This window comes from Ruegeria sp. HKCCD6604 (assembly GCF_013110635.1).
GTDB lineage: Bacteria > Pseudomonadota > Alphaproteobacteria > Rhodobacterales > Rhodobacteraceae > Ruegeria.
Map to the genome: position 1 here is coordinate 424461 of NZ_WVQW01000001.1, position 21174 is coordinate 445634.

General features: G+C 58.2%; 21 protein-coding genes and 1 tRNA gene. 5 read left to right on the forward strand and 17 right to left on the reverse strand.

The genetic code is table 11. From position 1 onward, the window contains the following. Positions 1-8: 8 nt before the first annotated feature. The 8 genes from GS614_RS02110 to GS614_RS02145 form a co-directional block, all read right to left on the reverse strand. The gene (locus GS614_RS02110) at positions 9-419 is read right to left on the reverse strand and encodes a universal stress protein (protein WP_171115849.1); all 411 of its coding nucleotides are present in this window, start codon (positions 417-419) and stop codon (positions 9-11) included. A 23-nt stretch (positions 420-442) separates the two neighbouring features. Further along, on the reverse strand, positions 443-1423 hold the full coding sequence (locus tag GS614_RS02115) for a zinc-binding dehydrogenase (RefSeq protein ID WP_171725390.1): 981 nt from the start codon (positions 1421-1423) through the stop codon (positions 443-445). Then, the gene (locus GS614_RS02120) at positions 1420-2181 is read right to left on the reverse strand and encodes an SDR family NAD(P)-dependent oxidoreductase (RefSeq protein WP_171725391.1); all 762 of its coding nucleotides are present in this window, start codon (positions 2179-2181) and stop codon (positions 1420-1422) included. The genes GS614_RS02115 and GS614_RS02120 overlap by 4 nt, the downstream gene beginning before the upstream one ends. Further along, positions 2174-3481, reverse strand: a complete 1308-nt coding sequence (hisD, locus tag GS614_RS02125) for a histidinol dehydrogenase (RefSeq protein ID WP_171725392.1) — start codon at positions 3479-3481, stop codon at positions 2174-2176. The genes GS614_RS02120 and hisD overlap by 8 nt, the downstream gene beginning before the upstream one ends. Before the next feature lie 12 nt (positions 3482-3493). Further along, on the reverse strand, positions 3494-4822 hold the full coding sequence (locus tag GS614_RS02130; protein ID WP_171725393.1) for a TRAP transporter large permease: 1329 nt from the start codon (positions 4820-4822) through the stop codon (positions 3494-3496). An 11-nt stretch (positions 4823-4833) separates the two neighbouring features. Continuing rightward, positions 4834-5346 (reverse strand): TRAP transporter small permease, encoded by a 513-nt coding sequence (locus tag GS614_RS02135; RefSeq protein WP_171115839.1) that lies wholly within the window; start codon positions 5344-5346, stop codon positions 4834-4836. A 110-nt stretch (positions 5347-5456) separates the two neighbouring features. Beyond that, complete coding sequence (locus GS614_RS02140; protein ID WP_171168041.1) at positions 5457-6602, reverse strand: TRAP transporter substrate-binding protein; 1146 nt, start codon at positions 6600-6602, stop codon at positions 5457-5459. Between the two features lie 23 nt (positions 6603-6625). Further along, entirely contained in the window at positions 6626-6811 is a 186-nt protein-coding gene (locus tag GS614_RS02145; protein WP_171115836.1) for a hypothetical protein, read from the reverse strand. Between the two features lie 134 nt (positions 6812-6945). Here GS614_RS02145 and GS614_RS02150 point away from each other — a divergent pair, with 134 nt between their 5' ends. Further along, positions 6946-7968 carry a LacI family DNA-binding transcriptional regulator gene (locus GS614_RS02150; RefSeq protein ID WP_171231604.1) on the forward strand — a complete coding sequence of 341 codons (1023 nt, stop codon included), beginning with the start codon at positions 6946-6948 and terminating at the stop codon, positions 7966-7968. Positions 7969-8094: 126 nt separating this feature from the next. On the opposite strand, the gene GS614_RS02155 is transcribed toward GS614_RS02150, so the two are convergent. From GS614_RS02155 to GS614_RS02180, 6 genes are all read right to left on the reverse strand, one after another. Continuing rightward, positions 8095-8168: transfer RNA gene (locus GS614_RS02155), tRNA-Gly, on the reverse strand. A 70-nt stretch (positions 8169-8238) separates the two neighbouring features. Further along, entirely contained in the window at positions 8239-9066 is an 828-nt protein-coding gene (locus GS614_RS02160) for a polyphosphate kinase 2 family protein (protein ID WP_171725394.1), read from the reverse strand. 126 nt (positions 9067-9192) lie between these two features. Then, positions 9193-10254: a methyltetrahydrofolate cobalamin methyltransferase gene (locus tag GS614_RS02165; protein ID WP_152458043.1), complete on the reverse strand. Its 1062-nt coding sequence runs from the start codon at positions 10252-10254 to the stop codon at positions 9193-9195. 9 nt (positions 10255-10263) lie between these two features. Beyond that, on the reverse strand, positions 10264-11190 hold the full coding sequence (locus GS614_RS02170; RefSeq protein WP_171204792.1) for a methylenetetrahydrofolate reductase: 927 nt from the start codon (positions 11188-11190) through the stop codon (positions 10264-10266). A 25-nt stretch (positions 11191-11215) separates the two neighbouring features. After that, positions 11216-11512 carry a virulence factor gene (locus GS614_RS02175; protein WP_117868895.1) on the reverse strand — a complete coding sequence of 99 codons (297 nt, stop codon included), beginning with the start codon at positions 11510-11512 and terminating at the stop codon, positions 11216-11218. A 247-nt stretch (positions 11513-11759) separates the two neighbouring features. Further along, positions 11760-13646, reverse strand: coding sequence for a PhoX family phosphatase (locus tag GS614_RS02180; RefSeq protein ID WP_171725395.1), 1887 nt, complete (start codon positions 13644-13646; stop codon positions 11760-11762). Between the two features lie 180 nt (positions 13647-13826). On the opposite strand from GS614_RS02180, the gene GS614_RS02185 reads away from it, so the two are divergent. Both GS614_RS02185 and GS614_RS02190 read left to right on the forward strand, forming a co-directional pair. Then, entirely contained in the window at positions 13827-14939 is a 1113-nt protein-coding gene (locus GS614_RS02185; protein WP_171115826.1) for a Ppx/GppA phosphatase family protein, read from the forward strand. Next, on the forward strand, positions 14939-15661 hold the full coding sequence (locus GS614_RS02190) for an RlmE family RNA methyltransferase (protein WP_152458047.1): 723 nt from the start codon (positions 14939-14941) through the stop codon (positions 15659-15661). Before GS614_RS02185 ends, GS614_RS02190 begins: the two co-directional genes overlap by 1 nt. On the opposite strand, the gene GS614_RS02195 is transcribed toward GS614_RS02190, so the two are convergent. The 3 genes from GS614_RS02195 to GS614_RS02205 all read right to left on the reverse strand — a co-directional run bounded on the left by GS614_RS02195 (position 15658) and on the right by GS614_RS02205 (position 18701). Beyond that, positions 15658-15849, reverse strand: coding sequence for a hypothetical protein (locus tag GS614_RS02195; RefSeq protein ID WP_152458048.1), 192 nt, complete (start codon positions 15847-15849; stop codon positions 15658-15660). The genes GS614_RS02190 and GS614_RS02195 overlap by 4 nt on opposite strands. Before the next feature lie 87 nt (positions 15850-15936). Continuing rightward, positions 15937-17838, reverse strand: coding sequence for a cytochrome c3 family protein (locus GS614_RS02200; protein WP_171725396.1), 1902 nt, complete (start codon positions 17836-17838; stop codon positions 15937-15939). Beyond that, positions 17835-18701 (reverse strand): YihY/virulence factor BrkB family protein, encoded by an 867-nt coding sequence (locus GS614_RS02205; RefSeq protein WP_171725397.1) that lies wholly within the window; start codon positions 18699-18701, stop codon positions 17835-17837. Before GS614_RS02205 ends, GS614_RS02200 begins: the two co-directional genes overlap by 4 nt. A gap of 170 nt (positions 18702-18871) precedes the next feature. Here GS614_RS02205 and GS614_RS02210 point away from each other — a divergent pair, with 170 nt between their 5' ends. Together GS614_RS02210 and GS614_RS02215 are read left to right on the forward strand one after the other, a co-directional pair. Next, positions 18872-19957 carry an AI-2E family transporter gene (locus GS614_RS02210; protein WP_171725398.1) on the forward strand — a complete coding sequence of 362 codons (1086 nt, stop codon included), beginning with the start codon at positions 18872-18874 and terminating at the stop codon, positions 19955-19957. A gap of 3 nt (positions 19958-19960) precedes the next feature. After that, a complete protein-coding gene (locus GS614_RS02215) occupies positions 19961-21073 on the forward strand; it encodes an acetoin utilization protein AcuC (protein ID WP_171725399.1) in 1113 nt (370 codons plus the stop codon). Positions 21074-21174 lie beyond the last annotated feature (101 nt).

Below are 21174 nucleotides of genomic sequence, written 5' to 3' on the forward strand. Positions count from 1 at the left end.
TGAGGAATTCAGGCCCTTCGGTGCACGTGTACGGCACAGGGGGCATGGCGGACGACGCGCGAAGCGGTCGATCCCAGGAAGTAGTCGCTCAGGTCCGGCTTGTGCGAGCCGATTACGATACAGTCGACATCCTTGCTGCTGGCATAGTCGATGATGGACCGCGCGGTATGGCCTTTGACGATTTCGGCCGTCACTCCTTCAAGCCCTTCGACTTTTTGCAACAGTTGCAAACGGGCCCGTTCGAACCCTTCGGCGACAACCGATTTGTCCAGATAGGCGCTGACCGATCCCTGAGGCATCTCGTAGACATGCAGCGCAATTATTTCTGCGCCCTCTCCTGACAAGGCCCGTGCGATTTCCAGTGTGTGTTGCGATATGCCGTGATCCAAAGCTAACGGGACCAGTATTTTTGTGTACATGAAGGTCTCCAGTTCTGTCAGTTCTATCCCCAGGGTCTCAGGATAATCTTCGGTGCGGCCACGGCGCCAGATCGGATATCGCAAAACGCTTGCGCGCCGTCGGCCAGAGCGCGTTCTTCTATCCAGTCCAGAGCCCCCAGCCGCCCGTCAAAGATCGCCTGAGCCGTCTGGCGAAAGTCTTTGGCGGTGTATGTGTAAGTCCCTATGAATGTGATTTCCTGCAAGGTCATCCGGCGAACATCCAGACCACCGGTATCCTCACCCAAACCCACATGCGCGATCACGCCGCCCGGTTCGGCCATGGCCGAGGCAACCGACCGCGTCGCAGCGTACCCCACGGCATCTATGACCAACGGGTAAGTCCCTTTGGCTGACTCCACCAGCGCAAAGCTTTCGATTTTCGCCAGGTAGTTGCGACGCAGCCGGTTTGGTTCCGCGATGGTCACATCGTCAACGCCCATTGCACGCAAGGCCAACGCCGCCGCAAGGCCTATGGCCCCACCGCCGATCACCAGTGCGCGACGGTCCCTCGCAGGATGCAGAGCCTCGATCGCCAACCGGACCGTATGCCAGCTGACGGCCAGCGGCTCCGCCAGCGCGGCTTTGGCAAACGAAACATCCTCCGGGACCTCAACAAGATTGCTGGCAGGCATGGTGACGTATTGAGCAAACGCCCCTTCCCGCGGAGGCATCGAGATGATCTGGCGATCCGGGCACAGGTTTTCCCGACCGGCAAGGCAGGCCGCGCATTGCCCGCAGCTTACCAGCGGATTGATCGTGACACGATCACCGGCTCGTATCCCGTCAACAATCACACCGGCCGCCTCGTGTCCCAGGATCAGCGGAGCCGGACGGCGGGCATCATGGCCCAGATAGGCGTGCATGTCCGAGCCGCAGATGCCAACCGCCTCGATCCGGATCAAATGCTCGGACGGACCCGCCTCGGCATCCGGCACCTCACCGAACACCATCTGTTCCACACCTTGGTAAACCAGCGCCTTCATTTGGCCGTGAACCCTCCATCAACCATAAGAACCTGCCCTGTCACGTAGTCGGACGCCTTCGAGCACAAAAACAGGATCGGTCCATCGATGTCCTGCATCTGTCCATTGCGCCCAATGCAGGTTTGAGCGGCGTTCCTCTCTGCGCGCTCGGGGTCGTCGAACACGGCCTGAGTCAGTTCAGTGGGAAAGAACCCCGGACCGATCGCGTTGGCGGTAATGCCAAAGGGCGACCAGGCCTCGGCCATCGCGCGGGTCAGTTGCCCGATCCCGGCCTTGGTGGCCCCATAGGCAATGCCGCCCGGAAACGCGCGCGTTGTTTGCAGCGAGGCGAAATTGACGATACGCCCCCAGCCCTTCTTTTTCATTTCGGGCACCATGGCCTGACTGAGGAAAAACGGCGCGCTGAGGTTCAGTGCAAGCGTGGTATCCCATCCTTCAGGAGTAACATCGTCGGCAGCCTCGCGTGTGTTGACCCCAGCCGCATGTACAATGATGTCCGGTGCTCCAAACTTCGAATTGATCGTCTGCACCAGCTCGCCCATTCCGTCACGATCCGAAACATCGGCGACCACCGCTTCTGCGTTGTTGCCGATTTCGGCCTGCATCTGCGCCAACGCGTCGCTGCGCCGGGCCACGCCGACAACACGCGCGCCGGCTGCGGCAAGTGTCCGCGCCACCTGCCGTCCCAGCCCCGAACTGGCGCCGGTGATGCAGGCCACCCGGCCCGTCAGGTCAAACAATGCGCGCGGGTCATCCATCGGCGGTCAGGTCGAACGTTTCATCCGGGAAATACTTGGCAAGACGCACATCCGCTGCACGGGCGTGACCCTCCATTCCTTCCAGTCGGGAAATCCGGGCGGTTGCTTCGGCGATCGATTTGGAACCTTCACGCGTGGCCCGCTGCCAGGTGACGATCTTCATGTATTTGTGAACACTCAAACCGCCGGTATAGCTGGCCGCACCGGACGTTGGCAGAACATGGTTCGTCCCGGTCGCCTTGTCTCCGTAGGACACGGTGGTTTCCTCACCCAGGAACAGTGAGCCATAACACGTCAGCCGATCCAGCCACCAATCCAGATCCTCGGCCTGAACCGTCAGGTGCTCGGGCGCATATTCATCGGAACAGGCGGCCATCTCTTCGCGGTCGGAACAGACGATGACTTCGGCATAGTCGCGCCACGCGGCCGAGGCATTTTCGCGGTTCAGTTCTGGCAGATCGTCGATCAAAACCGGAACCAGCTCCATCACTTTCCGCGCAAGGTCGCGATCATCCGTTACCAGCCAGACGGGCGAATTGTACCCGTGCTCTGCCTGACTGACCAGATCGGTTGCCACCACATGGGCGTCCGCGGAACTGTCGGCAAGGATCAGGCTGTCGGTCGGACCCGCGATCATGTCGATGCCAACCTTGCCGTACAGGATGCGCTTGGCTTCGGCCACGAACTGGTTGCCCGGCCCCACAAGGATATTGGCGCGCGGCAAACCGAACAAACCATAGGTCATGGCAGCCACGCCCTGTACACCGCCCATGGCCAGAATGCTGTCGGCTCCGCAGATATGCGCGGCATAGACAATCGCGGGCGCAACACCTTCGCCCGGTCGCGGAGGAGAACAGGCGGTGATATGACGGCACCCGGCGACCTTGGCCGTTGTCACCGTCATGATCGCGCTGGCGATATGGCTGTAGCGCCCACCGGGAACATAGCATCCTGCCGCATCCACCGGGATCGCCTTTTGCCCCGCAACGAAACCGGGAACGATCTCCATCTGTACGTCCGACACGGTAGCCTTCTGCGTCTCGGCAAAGCGTCGGACGTTGTCATGGGCAAAGCGTATATCGGCCTTCAGTTTTTCCGGCACCAGCGCGATGGCAGCATCAATCTCGTCCTGCGTCATCAGGACATTTCCTTCGAACTTGTCGAACTTGACGGCGTATTCCAGCGCCTTGGCATCGCCACCGGCCTCGATATCGGCAAGGATGGTCTTGACCGTATCATGCACCTCTGAGGCATGTGATTGAGCGGTTAAAGTCGCCTTTTTCAAATATTCACGAGGCATGTTCAGCAGGTCCTATTGGTAGATTTCAGGAAGCAGTGTGGTCGACACAGCAGGCACGTAGGCGATCAGGATCACCACGATCAGCATGGTCAGTACGAAAGGAATGGCCCGGGCAGCAATCTTCAGAATGGACTCACCGGTAATGCCAGATACGACGAACAGGTTCAGACCCAGCGGCGGCGTGATGAAGCCCACACCCAGCGCGGTGATCATCATGATGCAGAACTGGATTTCATTCATGCCGATATTGTCGGCCAGCGGCTTCAGGATCGGCGCCAGGATCACGATGTTCGGCGTTGTCTCCATGACGCAGCCCGCTGCGATCAGGATGCCGATCATCAGCAAGATCAACAGATACGGATCATCGGTAAGCGACGTGACCGAGGCCACGAAGCCCTGTGGCACGCCCATGATCGCCAGTGCTTCGGCCAAGGGTGCCGAGAAGGCGATGATCGGCAGGATGACTCCGTTCACCTTGGCCGAACTGACCAGCATCGATGGAAAGTCCGCCAGCGTCAGTGTGCGCAGGATGAAACCCATGATGATGGTGACGACGACGGCGGTTGCGCCGGCTTCGGTCGGGGTCAGGCGACCTGAGAAGATGCCGTAGAAAATGATCCCCGGCACGATGAACGCGTACCAGCCCGATTTCAGCGCCTTGCCCAGATTGGCCAGCCATTCCCCCATGGTCATCATGCCGCCGCCCTCATAGGCGTAAAGACGGTTCATGATGATGTTGGTGATCAGGATCGACACCAGAATGGCCAGACCCGGGATCAAGGCTGCTAGAAACAGGGTCGAGGCGGAAATACCCAGCACGAGGCCGATGATGATATAGGCGATCGAAGGCGGGATCAGGATGCCGGTACAGGCACCAGCCGCAACCAGAGCACAGGCATAGGGGCGCGGATATCCGCTTTCCACCAGCCGGTTGATGGTCATCCGACCAACCGCCGCCGCCCCGGCGGCATCCGACCCTGAAATCGCGGCAAACATACCGCAGACCAGAACCGTGGCCGACCCGAACCCGCCCTTGGCAAAGCATGTCAGCGCCTCGGCTACGTCCAGAAATTTGCGCGACAGACCGGTCCGCACCAGAACGTCCCCGGTCAGGATGAACAATGGCACAGCGGTCAGGGCAAATGCGTCGATACCTGTGAACAGGCTTTCTCCGACCAGGCTGAGAGGTAGATCACCGGACATGATCAGCATCACGATCGCCGCTGTTCCTATGGCGGCCCAAACGGGCACGGCCAAGGCGATCAGGCCTACGAACAGGATCACCGGCAGGTAAAAATCCCAGCCCAGTTCAACGGTTTGATTGAGGGTATTCCAAAGCATTCGTGTTCTCCTCAGTCAAACAGCTTGTCGCCTTCGAAGACGGGGGTGCCGTCACGAAGTGATTTCACGTCACGCAGGAAAGATTGGATCAGCCGCCATATCATCAAGGCGAATCCGGCGGGCACCGCCATAAGGAACCAGACTTTCGAGACCCGAAGCCCATCCGTGACCGAGCCGAACTTGGCCGAGACGTGAACCGCCTCATACGACCAGTAGAGCGCGATGATCGCCACGCCGAACATCACGAGATCGCCGAAAATATACAGCACCGCCTTGGGGCGTGGTCCGATGTAATGCATGATCACATCGATCCGGATATGCGCCCGCTCTTTCACCGCAGCCGCGGCACCGATCCAGGCCAGATAGATGAAGGAATACCGGACGATTTCCTCGCCCCAGATCGACGAATAAGCAAAAATCTCGCGCCGCAGCACTTCGATGGCCATGGTAATCACCAGCATCACGTAGAACACCAGCAGCAACCAACGCTCTGCGTTTCGGTCTATGTTTTGAAGAATGGTCATCTGATCCTCCGGCGCAGGGACAGCCTGACCCGCGCCTGATGTGGCGGGTTGTTGTCGGGCTGACTGAAAGTAAGGTTCGTGGACGCCCGTCAGGCGTCCACGGCTTGGGCTTACGCGTCGTGGACGTAGTATTTGCCCTGAGTACCGGCGGCTTCGACCAGCTTTTCGAAGTTTTCCATCGATCCAGCCAGTTCCATCTTGAACGGATCCCAATCGGCGTTTTGATACCCGCCGGCATCCTGCCATTCCGCTAGTTGGTCGTCACTGAGCGAGTGGAACTGCACCCCGGCCTTGTTCAGCTCGGCCATGGCATAGGCGCGGGCCGACGGAACCTTGGACAGGTTCTGATGGCTGGTCATTTCCGACCCCCACATGATGCCTTCCTGCACATCAGCCGGCATCGAGTTGAACCATTCCAGATTACAGGAATAAACTTGGCTGTCCGGCACCGCCTGCGTGAAGGTCACATGGCTGAGGATGTCCTTGAAGCCGAAGACATAGAGTGCGCCAACCGAAGGATCGAGCGCATCCGCAACGCCCTGCTTGATGGCCGAGGGGGTCTCGCCCCAGGCAACGGGCGTCGGGTTGGCGCCGACCATCCGGTAGTATTGTTGCAGCATCTTGGATCCCGGCACGCGGAACTTGATCCCGCTCATATCACCGGGTGTGAGCACGGCATTGCCGCCCTGACGAACCGCAACGACGCGCGGGTCGATGTTCACATAGAACAGAGCCTTGAACCCTGCCGCTTCGACCTTGGGGTGAACCTCACTTTTCCACGTGTCCGAATGGACAAGGTTCGTGAAACGCTGGTTCGAGCCGCACAGGTACGGCATGTTGATCAGGTCGACTGTCGACGCGAACGGCGCGAAATTCGACAGCGAATGCTGCGCCGCCTGAATGGTGCCGCCCTGCACCTTCTGGACCAGTGCGCCACCCGCACCAAGCTGACCGCCGGGGGCCAGTTTCACATAGACCTTGCCGTTTGTGGCGTTCTGGATGTTCTCTTTCAGATCCAGTTGCATGATGGGGTAGCTGCGCGATGCGCCCAGCACGTAAGCTGTGGCTACTGTCATTACATGGTCAGCGGCCTTTTCACGCTCGCTTTCTTCCTTCGCGGTCTGCGCGGCGGCCTCGGAAGACCACAAAACGCCCCCTGCCCCAGCGACCAATGCGGCCGTAAACGCGCCACTGGCGCTCAGTTTCAGAAAATTGCGGCGCTCGGCCGATGCCAGTTCGGTCTTGTCGGTTTTCATCAATTGCCCTCCCAAGCAAAAGTTCAGCTGCCGTCTTGTGCGTCCCGGTCAGCTTCCTTTTTCAGAATTGCGACAACGAACAGGATCGAAGCCGCGAACAGAACCAACATCTCTCCAACGTCGCCAAGAAACGCGCTGCTCGCAAAAGCACCCAAAGCGACATTTGCGAAATAGATCGCAAAAACGATGACTGATGCAGCGAGATACATTTCCGGGACTCCCTTCAGAATCGGCTCAAATACATTTGTAAGCGCTTACATCATAAATGCAAGCGCTTACATAAACGCTTTCATCCTTGGAAAAATGCGACTAACTTAGGCGAACCGGAATTGAGAGTTCGAGAATGTCAAAACATCGGTCCGCACCGACGCTGGATGACGTTGCCAAGGCAGCAGGCGTTTCAACTGCCACCGTGTCACGGTGCCTGAACACCCCGCAACAGGTGGTCGAGGCAACGCGGAAACGTGTTCTGTCTGCCGTAGACACCCTTGGCTACACGCCGAACTTTGCAGCCCGAGTGATGGCTGCACGGCGTTCTTTCACGATCGGCGCGATAATTCCGACGATGGAAAATGCAATCTTTGCAAGGGGGTTGCAGGCGTTCCAAGAAGAGATCCACAAACAGGGCTACACCTTGCTGGTCTCCAGCTCGGCCTACCAACCGGCCGCAGAAGAAGAACAGATCCGAACGCTGGTTGCACGGGGCGCCGACGGGCTGTTGCTGATCGGGCATGACCGGGACGTGCAAATCTACGACTATCTCGAAAGGCGTAAAGTGCCGGCTCTGGTCGCGTGGTCCTTCCTGCCAGACGAACCAATACCGTCCGTCGGGTTTGACAACAGACGGGCGATGGAGGCTTTGACAAGCAAGATCATCGAATTAGGCCATACGCGGTTGGCAACGATTTCAGGCATCAGCAAGGGCAACGACCGTGCGCGTTTGAGGATCCAAGGGATAAAAGACGCGATGTCCCGACATGGACTGTCGCAAGACGACCTTTCGGTGATCGAAACCTCGTACGAGATTGAAAACGGCGCCGATGCGTTCAAGCATCTCATGTCGAATGACAACCCGCCGACCGCGGTGTTGTGCGGCAATGACGTTCTGGCCGTCGGTGCGGTGCGGCAAGCTCAGCAGATGGGACTTCGGGTGCCCGAAGATGTATCGATCACCGGATTTGATGATATCGAGCTTGCGCGCATTGTCGCCCCTGCGCTGACAACTGTCCATGTTCCTCATCGTGACATGGGACGCAAGGCTGCTCAGGCGTTGATTCAGATGATCGAATCCAACGCACCGGGCAAATCTGTTGAACTGCCGACGCACATCGTTGGCAGAGAGTCCTTGCTTGGCCTCAACAGCTAGAACCGGCTTTCCAAGCCCGTTGAGCAGATCCGTGAAAACACGTGCCAGTCAGGCCCGTGAAGGTGGTGGCAAAGCCACGCAGCGCCACCTTTTTTGATGAAATAACAGCGCCTTACAGTCCGGTTTTGGAGCGGGTAGCGGGAATCGAACCCGCGCGTTCAGCTTGGGAAGCTGACAGGCTACCATTACATCATACCCGCCTTGTCAGATGAAATAACACCAGAACATCCAGACGTTCAACCCGGATCGCAACCAACCTTTTTCGGTTTCTTACTCGGTTCGGGCTCGCAGGCTGTCGATCAGGGACTGGTCGACTGCCAAGGTCTTGCCTGCCGCTTCCAAAGTACGGCGATCCAGATGCTGGGGGTTCAGATCAACCCCTTCCGAAAACGCCTCGACAATGGCCTTCATGGCCGTGATCCTCGCATATTTCTTGTTGTTGGACGGGATCACGTGCCAAGGGGCAACTTCTGTAGACGTCCGTGCCAGCATTTCATCCACGGCCACCTCTGCGACATCCCATTTTTCGCGGTTTCTGAAATCTTCATAAGTCAGCTTCCAGCGTTTCATCGGGTTGGTCAGCCGCTCAGTAAATCGGCGCATCTGCTCTTCCTGTGAAATGTGGAAGAACAGTTTCACGATTCGAGTCCCGTCATCGACCAGCATTCGTTCGAAATCATTGATTTCCTGATACGCGGCCCGCCAGCGTGTTTCCGGAGTCAGTTTTTCGATCCGCTCAACCAAAACCCGGCCGTACCAGCTGCGGTCGAAGGCGGAGATCGCACCCGAAGGCGGCAGGCGTTCCCAGAAACGCAACAGATAATGCCGGTTGAGATAGTAGTTCCGGGGCGCACCGATCGGCCAGACCTTGAAGCTGCGCGGGTCCAGGGCCTGACTGATCCGGCGAATGGTCCCCCCTTTTCCGGCAGCGTCCCACCCTTCGAAAACCAACACGCCCTTGAGCCCGTGAAACAGATAAGCTTGCTGAATTCTGGCCAATCGTGTCTGCAATTCGATCAGCTGATCGAAGTAGACCTTTTTGTTCAGTTTCCTGGTCAGATCCGTATCCGAGAGTTTTGGGGGGTGATGTTTACTCATGCTGCCACCTGATCAATGCATCCTGGATCGGGTTATTCTGAAACCTTCTGCAAATTTGACATTGATCAGGGTCAAATGCAAAAGGCCGGTCGCTGAGCCCGGCCTTTGCAGTCTGTGTCGTTCAGATCAGGCGCGGCGCCGACGGCCACCACCGCGACGGCCACCTACGGGTCCTGCGGCACCCGCTTCGTCCGGTGCTTTGTTGAACCGGATCCACTCACCGCCATGCGGGTCGTTGTTGGTCAGCAGGTTTGCCGCGCGGATGGCTTCCATTTCCTTGCCGGCGCGCGGCTTGGTCGATCCCAGACCGAACATCTGCACGAAGGTTTCATCGTCCATGCCTTCAGGCAGGATGATACCGGCTGCCGCCACGGCCTCTTTTTTCTCGGCGATCTTCTTCTGCGTCACGGGCAACGCCACCGGGTTCATGATGGCCGAGGTCATGCCCGCACCCATCGCCATCGGCAGGAACGCGTTGTTGATGCCGTGACGGTTCGGCAGACCGAACGAGATGTTGGACGCACCGCAGGTGGTGTTCACACCCAGTTCTTCGCGCAGACGACGGACCAGCGCGAACACTTGCTGACCGGCGGTCGCCATCGCACCGATGGGCATGACCAGCGGGTCAACCACTATGTCATGTGCAGGGATGCCGAAATCGGCAGCGCGCTCGACGATCTTCTTGGCGACGTCAAAGCGCACATCGGGGTCTTCCGAAATACCAGTGTCATCGTTCGAGATAGCCACGACCGGTACGTTGTACTTTTTGACCAGCGGCAGAACCAGTTCCAGACGTTCTTCTTCGCCGGTGACCGAGTTCAGCAGTGGGCGGCCTTCTGCGGCCTCAAGGCCGGCTTCCAGCGCGCCCGGAACCGACGAGTCGATACACAGCGGCACGTCAACCAGACCCTGCACCAGCTCGACGATCTTTCGCATCAGCGGTGGTTCGGTCTCGTTCGGGTTGGGGTTCGAGTTGTAGACAACGCCCGCATTGATATCCAGAACGGTCGCGCCTGCCGCCACCTGAGCCAAGGCGTCCTTTTCAACGGTCGAAAAGTCGCCCGCTTCCAGCTCGGCGGCCAGTTTCTTACGGCCGGTCGGGTTGATCCGTTCACCGATCACGCAGAACGGTTCATCAAAGCCCAGGACGGCTGTTTTTGTTTTTGATTCTACGACTGTTCGGGTCATGTCCGTTCCTTAGGAGTTTACAGGCTTTGCCGAAGCGCCGCCGTTATTGATCGCCCAGTTGGCGTTGGTCTTGATCCCGCCCAGCGGGAAGAAGTGCACGTTGGTGATGTTGAAATCCGGGTTGGCCGCCTTGTGGTTGGCCAGTTCGGTCACGACATCGGTCGGCTCGTAGGGCAGCAACAGCTTGGAGACATCCATGGCGCGCTTTTGCAGAACCTTCAGAGACGGCCCAACGCCACACGCGATGGCGAATTTGATCAGGGTTTGCAGCTTGGCCGGACCCGCGATTCCGATATGGATCGGCAGATCGATGCCCGCTTCCTTCAGGCTGTCGGCCCAGGCGATGATCGGCTTGGCGTCAAAGGCGAACTGTGTTGCCAGCGCCATTTCGGCATCCGTGGTCTCGTTGAACTTCTGCTTCCAGCGCAACGCGTCATCGACGTTCTTGGTCGAACCGTCGGGGTCGATGTCCTTGTTGCCTTCGGGGTGGCCCGCCACGTGCAGGCGCTTGAAGCCCGCCTTGTCAAACAGACCACTTTCCAGCAGCTGCATCGAGCTGTCGAACTCGCCGTGCGGGTTGGCGACACCGCCCGCCAGCAACAACGCCTGTTCAACGCCTGCTTCGCCCTGATACATGGCGATCCAGTTTTCCAACGTCGCCGCATCCTTGATGATGCGTGCCGGAAAATGCGGCATGACAGGGTAACCTTCCGCCGCAATTCGCTTGGCCGTCTTGACCATGTCTTCGATGGGCGTGCCCTCGATATGGGCGATGTAAACGCGTGTCCCCTCGGGCAGCAGCGCGCGGAAATCGTCGACCTTTTCGGCGGTACGCGGCATGACCTCGATCGAATAGCCTTGCAAAAAGGCTTCGACGGTCGGATTTACTGGGCCGCTTTCGACCGCATCACGTTTCTTGAAGTTCAGCAAAGCCATTTCGGCCTCCCATAAAGTCTGGGGCTCATGCCCAACCGTCATTTGCGATCAGCGCTTTGACGCGGTCCTGATCGTATTCCGTTTCCAGACGCACAGCCTCGGCTTCGGCAATCTCGGCAGGATCGCCTTCAACCGCGAAAGGTTCGGCTTTGCGCCATTCGGCCAGATAGGCATCACTGTCCTTAGCGTTCACCTTCATTGCGGCACGGTCGATTGCTTGTTCAAACCGTTCTTCCAACTGCCGCTTTGCGCCACGACGGCCTTTGCCGACGATGACCTGAGCGGGAATGTCGCGCCAATATACGATGGTGACGTCAGGCATTGCTGTGATTCCTCCTAACCCGATGGGCCGGTTCTAAACTTCAATGTAGGCCTGGGTCGGTCGATTTTCGACACACGACGCTTTCCAAACGACGTTTTGCGCCCACTGCTGTGTAGTGGCTTTTACCCAGTTTCCGGGAAAACGCGCATATCATAATTCTCATCGTCTCTATGAAAGCGCTGCATGAAAAAGAAAAACCCCGGACGGGAAAAACCGTCCGAGGCAAGAATTGATGGGGCAAATGGCCTTAGCCGACCAAACCGCCATCTTCGCGCGTAATGGCGATAATGGCCGAGCGTGGCACCGAGTCCCCGCCTTCAGGCCAATGGCTGTTGCCATCTTCGCCCGGGTGCTGAATGCCGACAAACATCGTACGACGGTCCGGCGACCAGCTGAGACCGGTGACCTCGCATTCGTTGGGGCCAACCAGAAAACGGCGGATTTCGCCGGTGACAGGGTCGCCTGCCAGCATCTGGTTGTTGCCCTGCCCGGCGAAGTCACCTTCGTTGCCATAATTGCCATCGGTCTGGATCCACAGCAAGCCGTTGCTGTCGAACTTCAATCCATCGGGTGAGTTGAACATATTGTCGGCGTTCACGTTCTCGGATCCGGCATAGGCGTCTTGGTGGACAGTGGGATTGCCTGCCAGAACGTACAGATCCCAGCCAAAGCCAGCCGCAGCATGATCGCCGCCATCCGGGCGCCAGCGAACGATCTGACCGTAGTTGTTCTTGTCCCGCGGGTTCGGGCCGTTGGCCGAGGTATCGTCGCCCCCTGCATTCGGCTTCACGCCACGGTTCTTGTTGTTGGTCAAGCAACAGTAAACCTCGGGCGCGTTTGGATTAGCCGCAACCCACTCGGGACGATCCATGGTGGTTGCTCCAACTGCCGAACCAGCCTGACGGGTGTGGATGCTGATCTCGGCCTGCGAGGCCATGCCAGTGCTTTCCGGCGTCAGATCAAGCCACTCGCCGGTTCCATCGTCGTTGAACTTGGCAACCGAAAGTGTGCCTTGTTCCAACAGCGCGTTTGTGTCCACACCAGCGGCATAAACACCTTCCGAGACAAAGCGGTAAAGAAACTCGCCGCGTTCATCATCGCCCATGTAAACGACGACGCGACCGTCATTGTTTACTATGACTTCGGCGTTTTCGTGCTTGAAGCGTCCCAGAGCGGTCAGTTTTCGCGGAGTCGAGGTTGGGTCAGTCGGATCGATCTCAACCACAAAACCAGCACGGTTCGGTTCGTTTGGGTTTTTCGAGACGTCGAACCGGTCATCAATTTTGGCCCAACCGTAACCCCAGTCTTTTGACGATACGCCATAACGTTTCAGATCAGCATTGACCTCGTGGTTTTCGTCTTCGGCCGAGAAGTAGCCATTGAAGTTTTCTTCACAAGCCAGGTAAGTGCCCCACGGCGTCACGCCATTTCCGCAATTGTTCCATGTTCCCTTGCACGTCGTTCCGGACGGATCGGCGGCCGTTTTCATCAAGTCATGACCGGCGGCCGGACCCGTAATGGACATTTCGGTCTGCGGTGTAACGCGGCGGTTATAGGGGCTGTCCTTCACAATGCCCCACTTGCCATCGGTGCTCGCGATTTCCACGATCGTGACACCATGCGCCATCATGCCCTTTGCGATGTCGTCATCGGATGCTGGCTTGGCGTCCGGATTGTTGCCCCACAGGATGTCACGATTGGTATATTCGTTGTTTACAACCAGCAGAACGTGACCGTCATGCAAGAAAATGTCCTGACCATCGGTATTGTCACCAAAGGCGCGTCCCTGGCTGGCAGCCGTACCACGGGTCGCGTGATCGAACTCTGGCGCGTCCGACCAAAGCGGATCGCCCCAGCGCACCATAACATCCGCCTTGTATCCAGCGGGAACAATGACCTCGTCCGCAGTCGACACGGGAATCGCCTCAAACGCGAAGCGGTTGGAAACCGCGTGAGCCCCTGAAGGAATCAGCGAGCCACCAACAGCTGTGAAACTACCCATCGCCAAAACGCCGCCCAAAAAACCGCGACGGGACAATGCGCGTTCGACAACGCGATCAAATTCACATTCTTCTGGGCGCGGATTTACGACTTCATCGAATTCGTCGAAGGAAAGGATGCGCTCATCTTTCATTGCGGTCTCCGTATCTGGCTGAGAGCTAATAGATAAACCCGAACGTGGGTTCGCCCATGGAGATCGCATCATTTTGTGAACGGCATGTGACATGCGCGTTAATTTCAAAATTGAAATCACTTGCACGTCAGCAATCCCCCGCCTAGGGTCGGGGTAACTCGAAAATCGGAGGGCGTAAAGATGGCGCCCAAGCGTCCCAAAGGTGCGGGCGCGTTCCCGAAAGCGGTCGAAAGCCCCGCGCCGGCAAGACCCGATCCGGATGCTCTTTATGCGGCACTGGATCTGGGGACAAATAGTTGCCGCATGTTGATAGCCCAGCCCAAGGGAAGTGGGTTCCATGTGGTCGACAGTTTCTCCAAATCCGTGCAGTTGGGCGCGGGTCTGGAACGCACCGGACGACTGTCGCGGGCGTCGATGTCGCGTACCGTTCAGGCTTTGCGAATTTGTCAGCAAAAGCTGAAACGCAACAAGGTCAAACGGATGCGTCTGATCGCGACCGAGGCGTGCCGCCGCGCCAAGAACTCGCGCGAATTCATCCGGCAGGTGAAGCGCGAAACCGGCCTGACGCTCGAGATCATTCAGCCCGAGGAAGAAGCCCGTCTGGCGGTGATTTCCTGTGCCCCACTGGTTTCGACCAAGACCGAGCAGTTGCTGGTCGTCGATATCGGAGGCGGCTCGACCGAATTGGTCTGGATCGACATCTCGTCCGTTCCACGCCGCGACCGACCCGCGGCCATCATGCGGCTGCATCACGGGTTTCACACTGTCGACAGCCCTTTTCCAGCGGCCAAGGTCGTTGACTGGATCAGCGTACCCTTGGGCGTCGCCACGCTGCGGGACCAGTTCAATGATGTCGAGGATGACGCGGCCCGTTTTGCGTTGATGAGTTGGTTTTTCGAGGAAAACCTTGCCGACTTTGCCCCCTACAAGGACGAACAGGCGCGCGAAGGGTTTCAGATCGTCGGCACCAGCGGCACGGTCACCACTGTTGCGGCCTCGCACCTGGGCCTCAAGCGCTATGACCGGACCAAAGTGGACGGGCTGCGCATGACCAGCGATCAGATTGACAAAGTCATACGCGGGTATTTAGAACTCGGCCCTCATGGGCGGCGCCGGGACCCTCGCATTGGTGAAGACCGGCAAGCCCTGATCATGTCCGGCTCGGCTATATTGCAGGCATTGCTCCGTTGCTGGCCCACTGACCGCCTTTCGGTGGCGGACCGGGGGCTGCGCGAAGGTCTGCTTTACGCACAGATGAGCGCGGACGGTGTATTGGAAGACGGACCGTTCTGATGGCGAAAACACCAAGTGGAAAAAACAACTCGGGCCGCGGGCAACGCGACCTGAAGGTCAAGGTCAAGACAGCACGCGGGCGCAAGCTCAGCTCGACCCGCTGGCTCGAGCGGCAACTGAACGATCCCTATGTCAAGCGTGCGCAATCCGAAGGCTATCGGGGGCGCGCAGCTTACAAGATTTTGGAACTGGACGACAAATTCCGCTTTCTCGTGCCCGGGGCGCGGGTTGTGGATCTGGGCTGTGCGCCCGGCGGCTGGTGTCAGGTGGCGGTCAAACGCGTGAACGCGCTGGGCGAAAAGTCAGGCAAACGGATCGGAACCGTGCTGGGCATCGACCTGCAAGAGGTCGAACCAATTGCCGGAGCCGAAATCCACGTACTGGATTTCATGGAAGATGACGCCGATCAGAAGGTCAAAAGCTGGCTGGGCGGCAAGGCAGACGTCGTGATGTCGGATATGGCCGCAGCATCCTCGGGGCACAAGCAGACCGATCACCTGCGCATCATGGCACTGTGCGAAACCGCCGCCTATTTCGCCTTTGACGTTCTGGAAGAAGGCGGCACTTTTGTTGCCAAGGTTCTGGCTGGGGGGGCTGAGGGCGATCTGCAAAAGTTGCTCAAGCAGAAATTCCAGAAAGTCGCCAATGTCAAACCGCCGGCGTCTCGCTCGGACAGTTCGGAAAAATTCGTTGTGGCAACCGGGTTTCGAGGCGGCTCTTAATCATCTAGCCGGATAAGATTTCCGCTCAGACGCTGTTCACGCAAGGACGTGGCAGCCATTCCCTGCAACATCAGCGTATCTCCGTGCGTCACGTATGATGGTTCCCGGTTACGCAGGTCTTCGATCCGCTGGGCTAGTGAAACCGAGCTTGAACCCGGCATCTTCCGCATTGTTGCTTCGTTGGACATGGCTCACCTCGGATCAGCACTATGTTCTTGGCTGTAACAAGGAATTCTGCCGTCAAAATGAAAGAATTCGGGCACGGATGTGCCGGATCAACGCCCGAACTGTTGCGACAATTGCAGCAGGTTCGGATCATCAGGCAACCTGTCCAGCGCCTCTTGCAGCACTACGCGCGCAGCTTCCGGGCCACGATTGATCTGCGCCAATTGCACCAGCATCGGCCACGCCTCTGCCCTCTGCGGGTCCAGCGTCACGACCTCTCTGAACGCCTGTTCCGCCGCCTGCGCGTTGCGAAGCGTCAAAGCCATGCCCCCCAGAACAAGATGGGTTTCCGGGGCGTCCAACCTGTTCGAAATGACCTGCTGCCATTCCGACATGCCCTGCCCAAGCTTGGCCCGCTGCTCAGCCGTCAAGCCCTGCGGCGGTATGCTCAGGAACTCTTTGGCGGCGGTGATGCGCACGTTTCGCAGAGGATCAGACAGCAACGGCTCGAGCATGCGCACCTGATCTGCCGGGCTGGCCTGACGTTGCAGCGCCGCTGCATTTGCTCGTATCAGCGGGTCGACGTCCTGCAAAAGCGGCGCTGTGTCAGCGGCGATCTGTGGCGACCCAAACGGTTGCAATAGATAAGCGGCGGTCGCTCTGACGATCCCGGGCTGCGACGCATCCATTGCGACCGCAAGCAAACCTTCGGGCGTGTCGAGCTGCCCTTCGGCCGCAGCTTTGAAAACTGTCCCGTAATGCGGGCGTCGATTTGGCGATCCCGGGAACCAGCCCTCTATCTGGCTTGCGGCCCAGGCCTGGTCCTGGTCTTGATGGCAGTCCGTGCAGGCATCAACGCCCAACCCAAGATCCGGTCGGGGTATGCGAAAGCTGTGATCGCGTCGACCGTCGACACCCATGTAGGTCCGCTGGATCATATGGCAGCTTTTGCATTGGGCCCCTTCCCCGCCTTCCGGGTGATTGTGATGCGCAGGCGTGTCATAGTCCTTTGCGGCAAGGGTGGCGAATTCCGGATTTCCGGCAGGCGAATGGCACTGTGTGCAAACCCCGTTTCCTTCGGCTTTCAATTCTGCGCTGTGCGGCTCGTGGCAGTTCATGCATCCGACGCCCTGCGCGTACATCTTGGATTGCAGGAACGAGCCGTAGACGTAAACCTCATCCAGTATCTGTCCGTCGGGATGATAGGTCCCGGGGCGCAGCACAGCCAGATTATACGCATCATGGTACGGAGTTCCCGGAACCGGGTTTCCGTTGCCATGCGCCTCGCGCCGGGAATGACATCCGGCGCATTGCTGTATTTCTTCTTCGGTCCGCCCCTTGCCCCAACTCAACAGAAAGCCGGCATTGCCAAGGCCATCTGAAGACCCCTGTTCCCGGACCCAATCGATATGTGCGGACCCCGGCCCGTGGCAGGCCTCGCACCCGACCCCGATTTCGACCTGCTGAGACGTGTAGGATCTGGTTTGAGGGTTGTAGTTCTTCTCAAAACCCGTGGCATGACATTCGGCGCAGCGCGCGTTCCAGTTCTTGTAGGGGCCTGTCCAATGCAACCCGTCATCAGGCGGCAGGTCCTGATCAGGGTACAGGTGATACCAGCGCTTTTGCTCTGTGTCCCAAACCACGTCGAAGCTTTGCAAACGGCCCGGTTCGGTCTCAAAAAGGTATTGCTGCAAGGGTTCGATTCCAACGACGGAATGCACGTCATATTCCGTCGTCGCATCGTCTTTTTCCGTTACGCGGGCCGAGTACCTGCCTGCCTCACGTTTGAACTGGACGGACATACCGTCATGATCGAACCGGGTACCGTTGAAATCGGCCGCAAGAGCGCCGTCAGTGGTATCTGTCCACGCGAGCGCATGATGTGACCCAGCCCAGGCTTCGGCTTCTTGCTGATGACAGTCTGTACACTGATCTGAGCCCACATATTCTGGGGTCTGCGCCTGAACTTCGCCAGCGATTGCAAGGCAGGCCAGTATCAGGGCAAATCTCATGCCGTATCTCCTTCTGAGGCATTTTGCAGATCAATCAATGCACCATTGTATTCGGCCCCCAGAATCAGGATCGCGGAATAGAGATACAGGAAAATCAATGCCGCCATGGCCCCCGCCAATCCTGCATAGGTGGCGCTGTAGGTGGCGAACTGACTGATATAAATCGAAAACGCCCATCCACCGGCCGCCCACAAGGCCAAAGTCAGCAGGACGCCGGGCAGAATTTGCATCAGGCTGTGCCTGCGGGTCGGCAGCACGAGATGTGCCAGAAGAACGGTGCCCGCAGGAACCGCCACCGTGAACGTCCAGCGCAGGCGATCCACGGAAAACCAGTTGGCAACGGCAACTTCTGTGTGTTCGGCCACCAGTTTCGTATAGACCGGCAAAACCACCTCGACGGCGGCGATGATCAGAATGGCCGACCCACCCAGAATGACCAGCACCAGGCAGAGCAGCCGGGTTTTCCAGAACGGCCAACTGTCTTCGTCATGGTAGGCCTGGTTCATGGCTGCACGTACGGCGGCAACGCCGTTGGAAGCAAAATAGATCGCCAGCAAACCACCCAAGGTGATGACACCCGAACCGGATCCGGCCAGAACGGCCCGTAGTTCGGCCACGATGGGATCTGCGACATCCTTGGGCCACGCTCCGAAAATCAGGTCAATCAACTCATCCGTGACATAGCCTTGCGACAACGCCCCTGCCAGCGCCACGGTGAACAGCACAAACGGAAACAGCGCCATCATCAGCGACATGGCCACATGGCTGCTCATGACAAAGCCGTTCTTTCTGCTGAACCGACGGATCGACAGCCAAAGCGCCTGAACAGGTCGGCCAAACAGGGGATTCGCGGCAGTGGACATGCTGCAACCCTAACCTGCCGAAATAGAACACAGAACCCGTCATGAATATCTATTTGGAGAATGAGGGCCAACAAACGCCTGAACGCATTGCATAAACAAGACCTCGCGTGCAGGATTGGGTCACGCAGGATGGGAAATGGGCACTGCTTGTGCCGCACACAGGATACCGAATGACCCCGGATCAAAAAGACATCACGGTTAGACCCAAGCTTCGATTGTCCGTTGTCCGGGATACATGCATCATCGCGACCCTGATCGTGCTGGGTCTCTATGCCGGTGCGAACTTCCTGATCCCGCTTGCCATGGCGCTGCTGGTCAATGTTCTGATCATCGCGCTGAGCGATCGCGTAGTAGCCCTGACCCGCGCTCCGGTCTGGCTGGCCAATATTGCCGGTGTGACAGTCGTACTGGCGGGTTTGTTCATGATCATGTACGTGCTGGGCAGTCAGGCGACGCAGTTTGCACGCTCCATCAGCACTTATGAAAACCAGTTTGATGGTGCCGTCGAGCGTGTAACGGGGCTGGTCGGCAACGACGTGACCACCTTCATTCGTGACAATCTGGTCAGTATCGACATGTCCTATGTCGCACGCGTGTTGCTGGGCAGCGCCACTTCATTGTTGAACCAGTTCTTCCTGATCAGCCTTTATGTCGCCTTTCTGATGGCCGAACGGCTTGCCTTTCGGAAAAAGATCCAACTGGCCGCCGGAAATCCTGTCGCCGCAGCAGAGTTTTCCACCATGCTCGATGCGATTTCGGTCAGCTTGCAGCGCTATGTCGGCGTCAAAACCCTGATCAGCCTGATAACGGCAACCATCAGCTATACGGTTTTCCGCTCGCTTGGTCTGGAATACGCGGAAACCTGGGCCGTATTGACCTTTGCCCTGAATTTCATCCCCTCGATCGGTTCGATCATAGCGGTGTTTTTTCCGGCCATGATCGCGCTTGTTCAATTCGAAACGATCCTTCCCTTCCTGGTGATCGTGCTGGGATGTGGAACGATCCAATTCCTGATCGGCAATTTCCTGGATCCGGCCATGCTTGGCCGATCCCTGAACATGTCGACCTTTCTTGTCATTCTGGCCCTGACCTTCTGGACAACGGTCTGGGGTCTGATCGGCGCGTTTCTGAGCGTTCCTCTGACCGTATGCATCCTGATCGTGTTCAGCCACATCCCGGCCCTTCGACCGGTCGCCATACTGATGTCATTGGATGGCAGGTTGGGCGGGGATAACAGTCAGGCCGCAGCAAGCTAGGTCATGAAGCGCCCCCTGTTCATCGGATCGGATATCTACCGCAACTCGACCTACGGTTCAAAACACCCGCTGGCCATCCCACGGGTTTCAACCGTCATCGATCTGTGTCGCGAACTGGGTTGGTTGACGCCCGAAAACTACCGCGTCAGCCCCTGCGCAAAGCCAAGTGTATTGGAAAGGTTTCATACGCCGGACTATATCGCCGCCCTGCAAAAGGCAGAAGCGGACCAGCATGTTACGGACGAAACACGGGATAAATACGGTTTGGGGACTCTGTCGAACCCGGTCTTCGCCGAGATGTATCGCCGGCCGGCAACCGCCGCCGGTGGTTCCATGCTGGCCGCCGAACTGATCCGGGATGGAGGGATCGTTTTCAACCCTGCGGGCGGCACCCACCATGGCCTTGCGGACCGGGCGAACGGGTTTTGTTATCTGAACGATCCGGTTCTGGCGATACAGACCCTTTTGAGCGCTGGCCTGGATCGCGTGGTCTATGTCGACATCGACGCCCATCATTGCGACGGGGTTGAACTTGCGTTTCACGGGTCGGACAGAGTTCGGATGATCTCGGTCCATGAAACGCGGCGATGGCCGTTCACGGGCCAACTTGAGGAAGACGCCGGTGGCGCGGCCTTCAACCTGCCGGTTCCAAGACATCTGAATGACGACGAATTCACCGCCATTCTGGATCAATTGATCCTGCCAGCCACCGAGGCGTTCAAACCGCAAGCGATTGTCCTGCAATGCGGGGCCGATGCCGTGGCCGAAGACCCGCTTTCGCGTTTGACCCTGTCCAACAACGCGCATTGGCGAACGGTCGCGGCGCTGAAGCCTCTTTCGCCTCGTTTTCTGGTTCTGGGTGGCGGCGGATACAATCCCTGGTCCGTAGGACGCTTGTGGAGCGGCGTCTGGGCCACCCTGAATGATTTCGAAATTCCTGACACACTTGACGTCGGTGCACAGAAAATCCTGCGGGATCTGACCTGGAGCAGGGCCGCGGGACAGGCGCCTCACCCTCACTGGCTGGACAGTTTGCGCGACGCGCCAAACACTGGGCCCATACGACAGGAACTGAGGAAAGATTTGCACCACCTCACCGCCAGGCATTCACGGTAGATCGGTCCGCCAAAGCCTGTTAGCATTCCGATATTTCGGGATATTCCTGACCGGCTTACCCCCTGTTCCGTTATCAATTCGTTTCTTCCAGCTTGGCACCG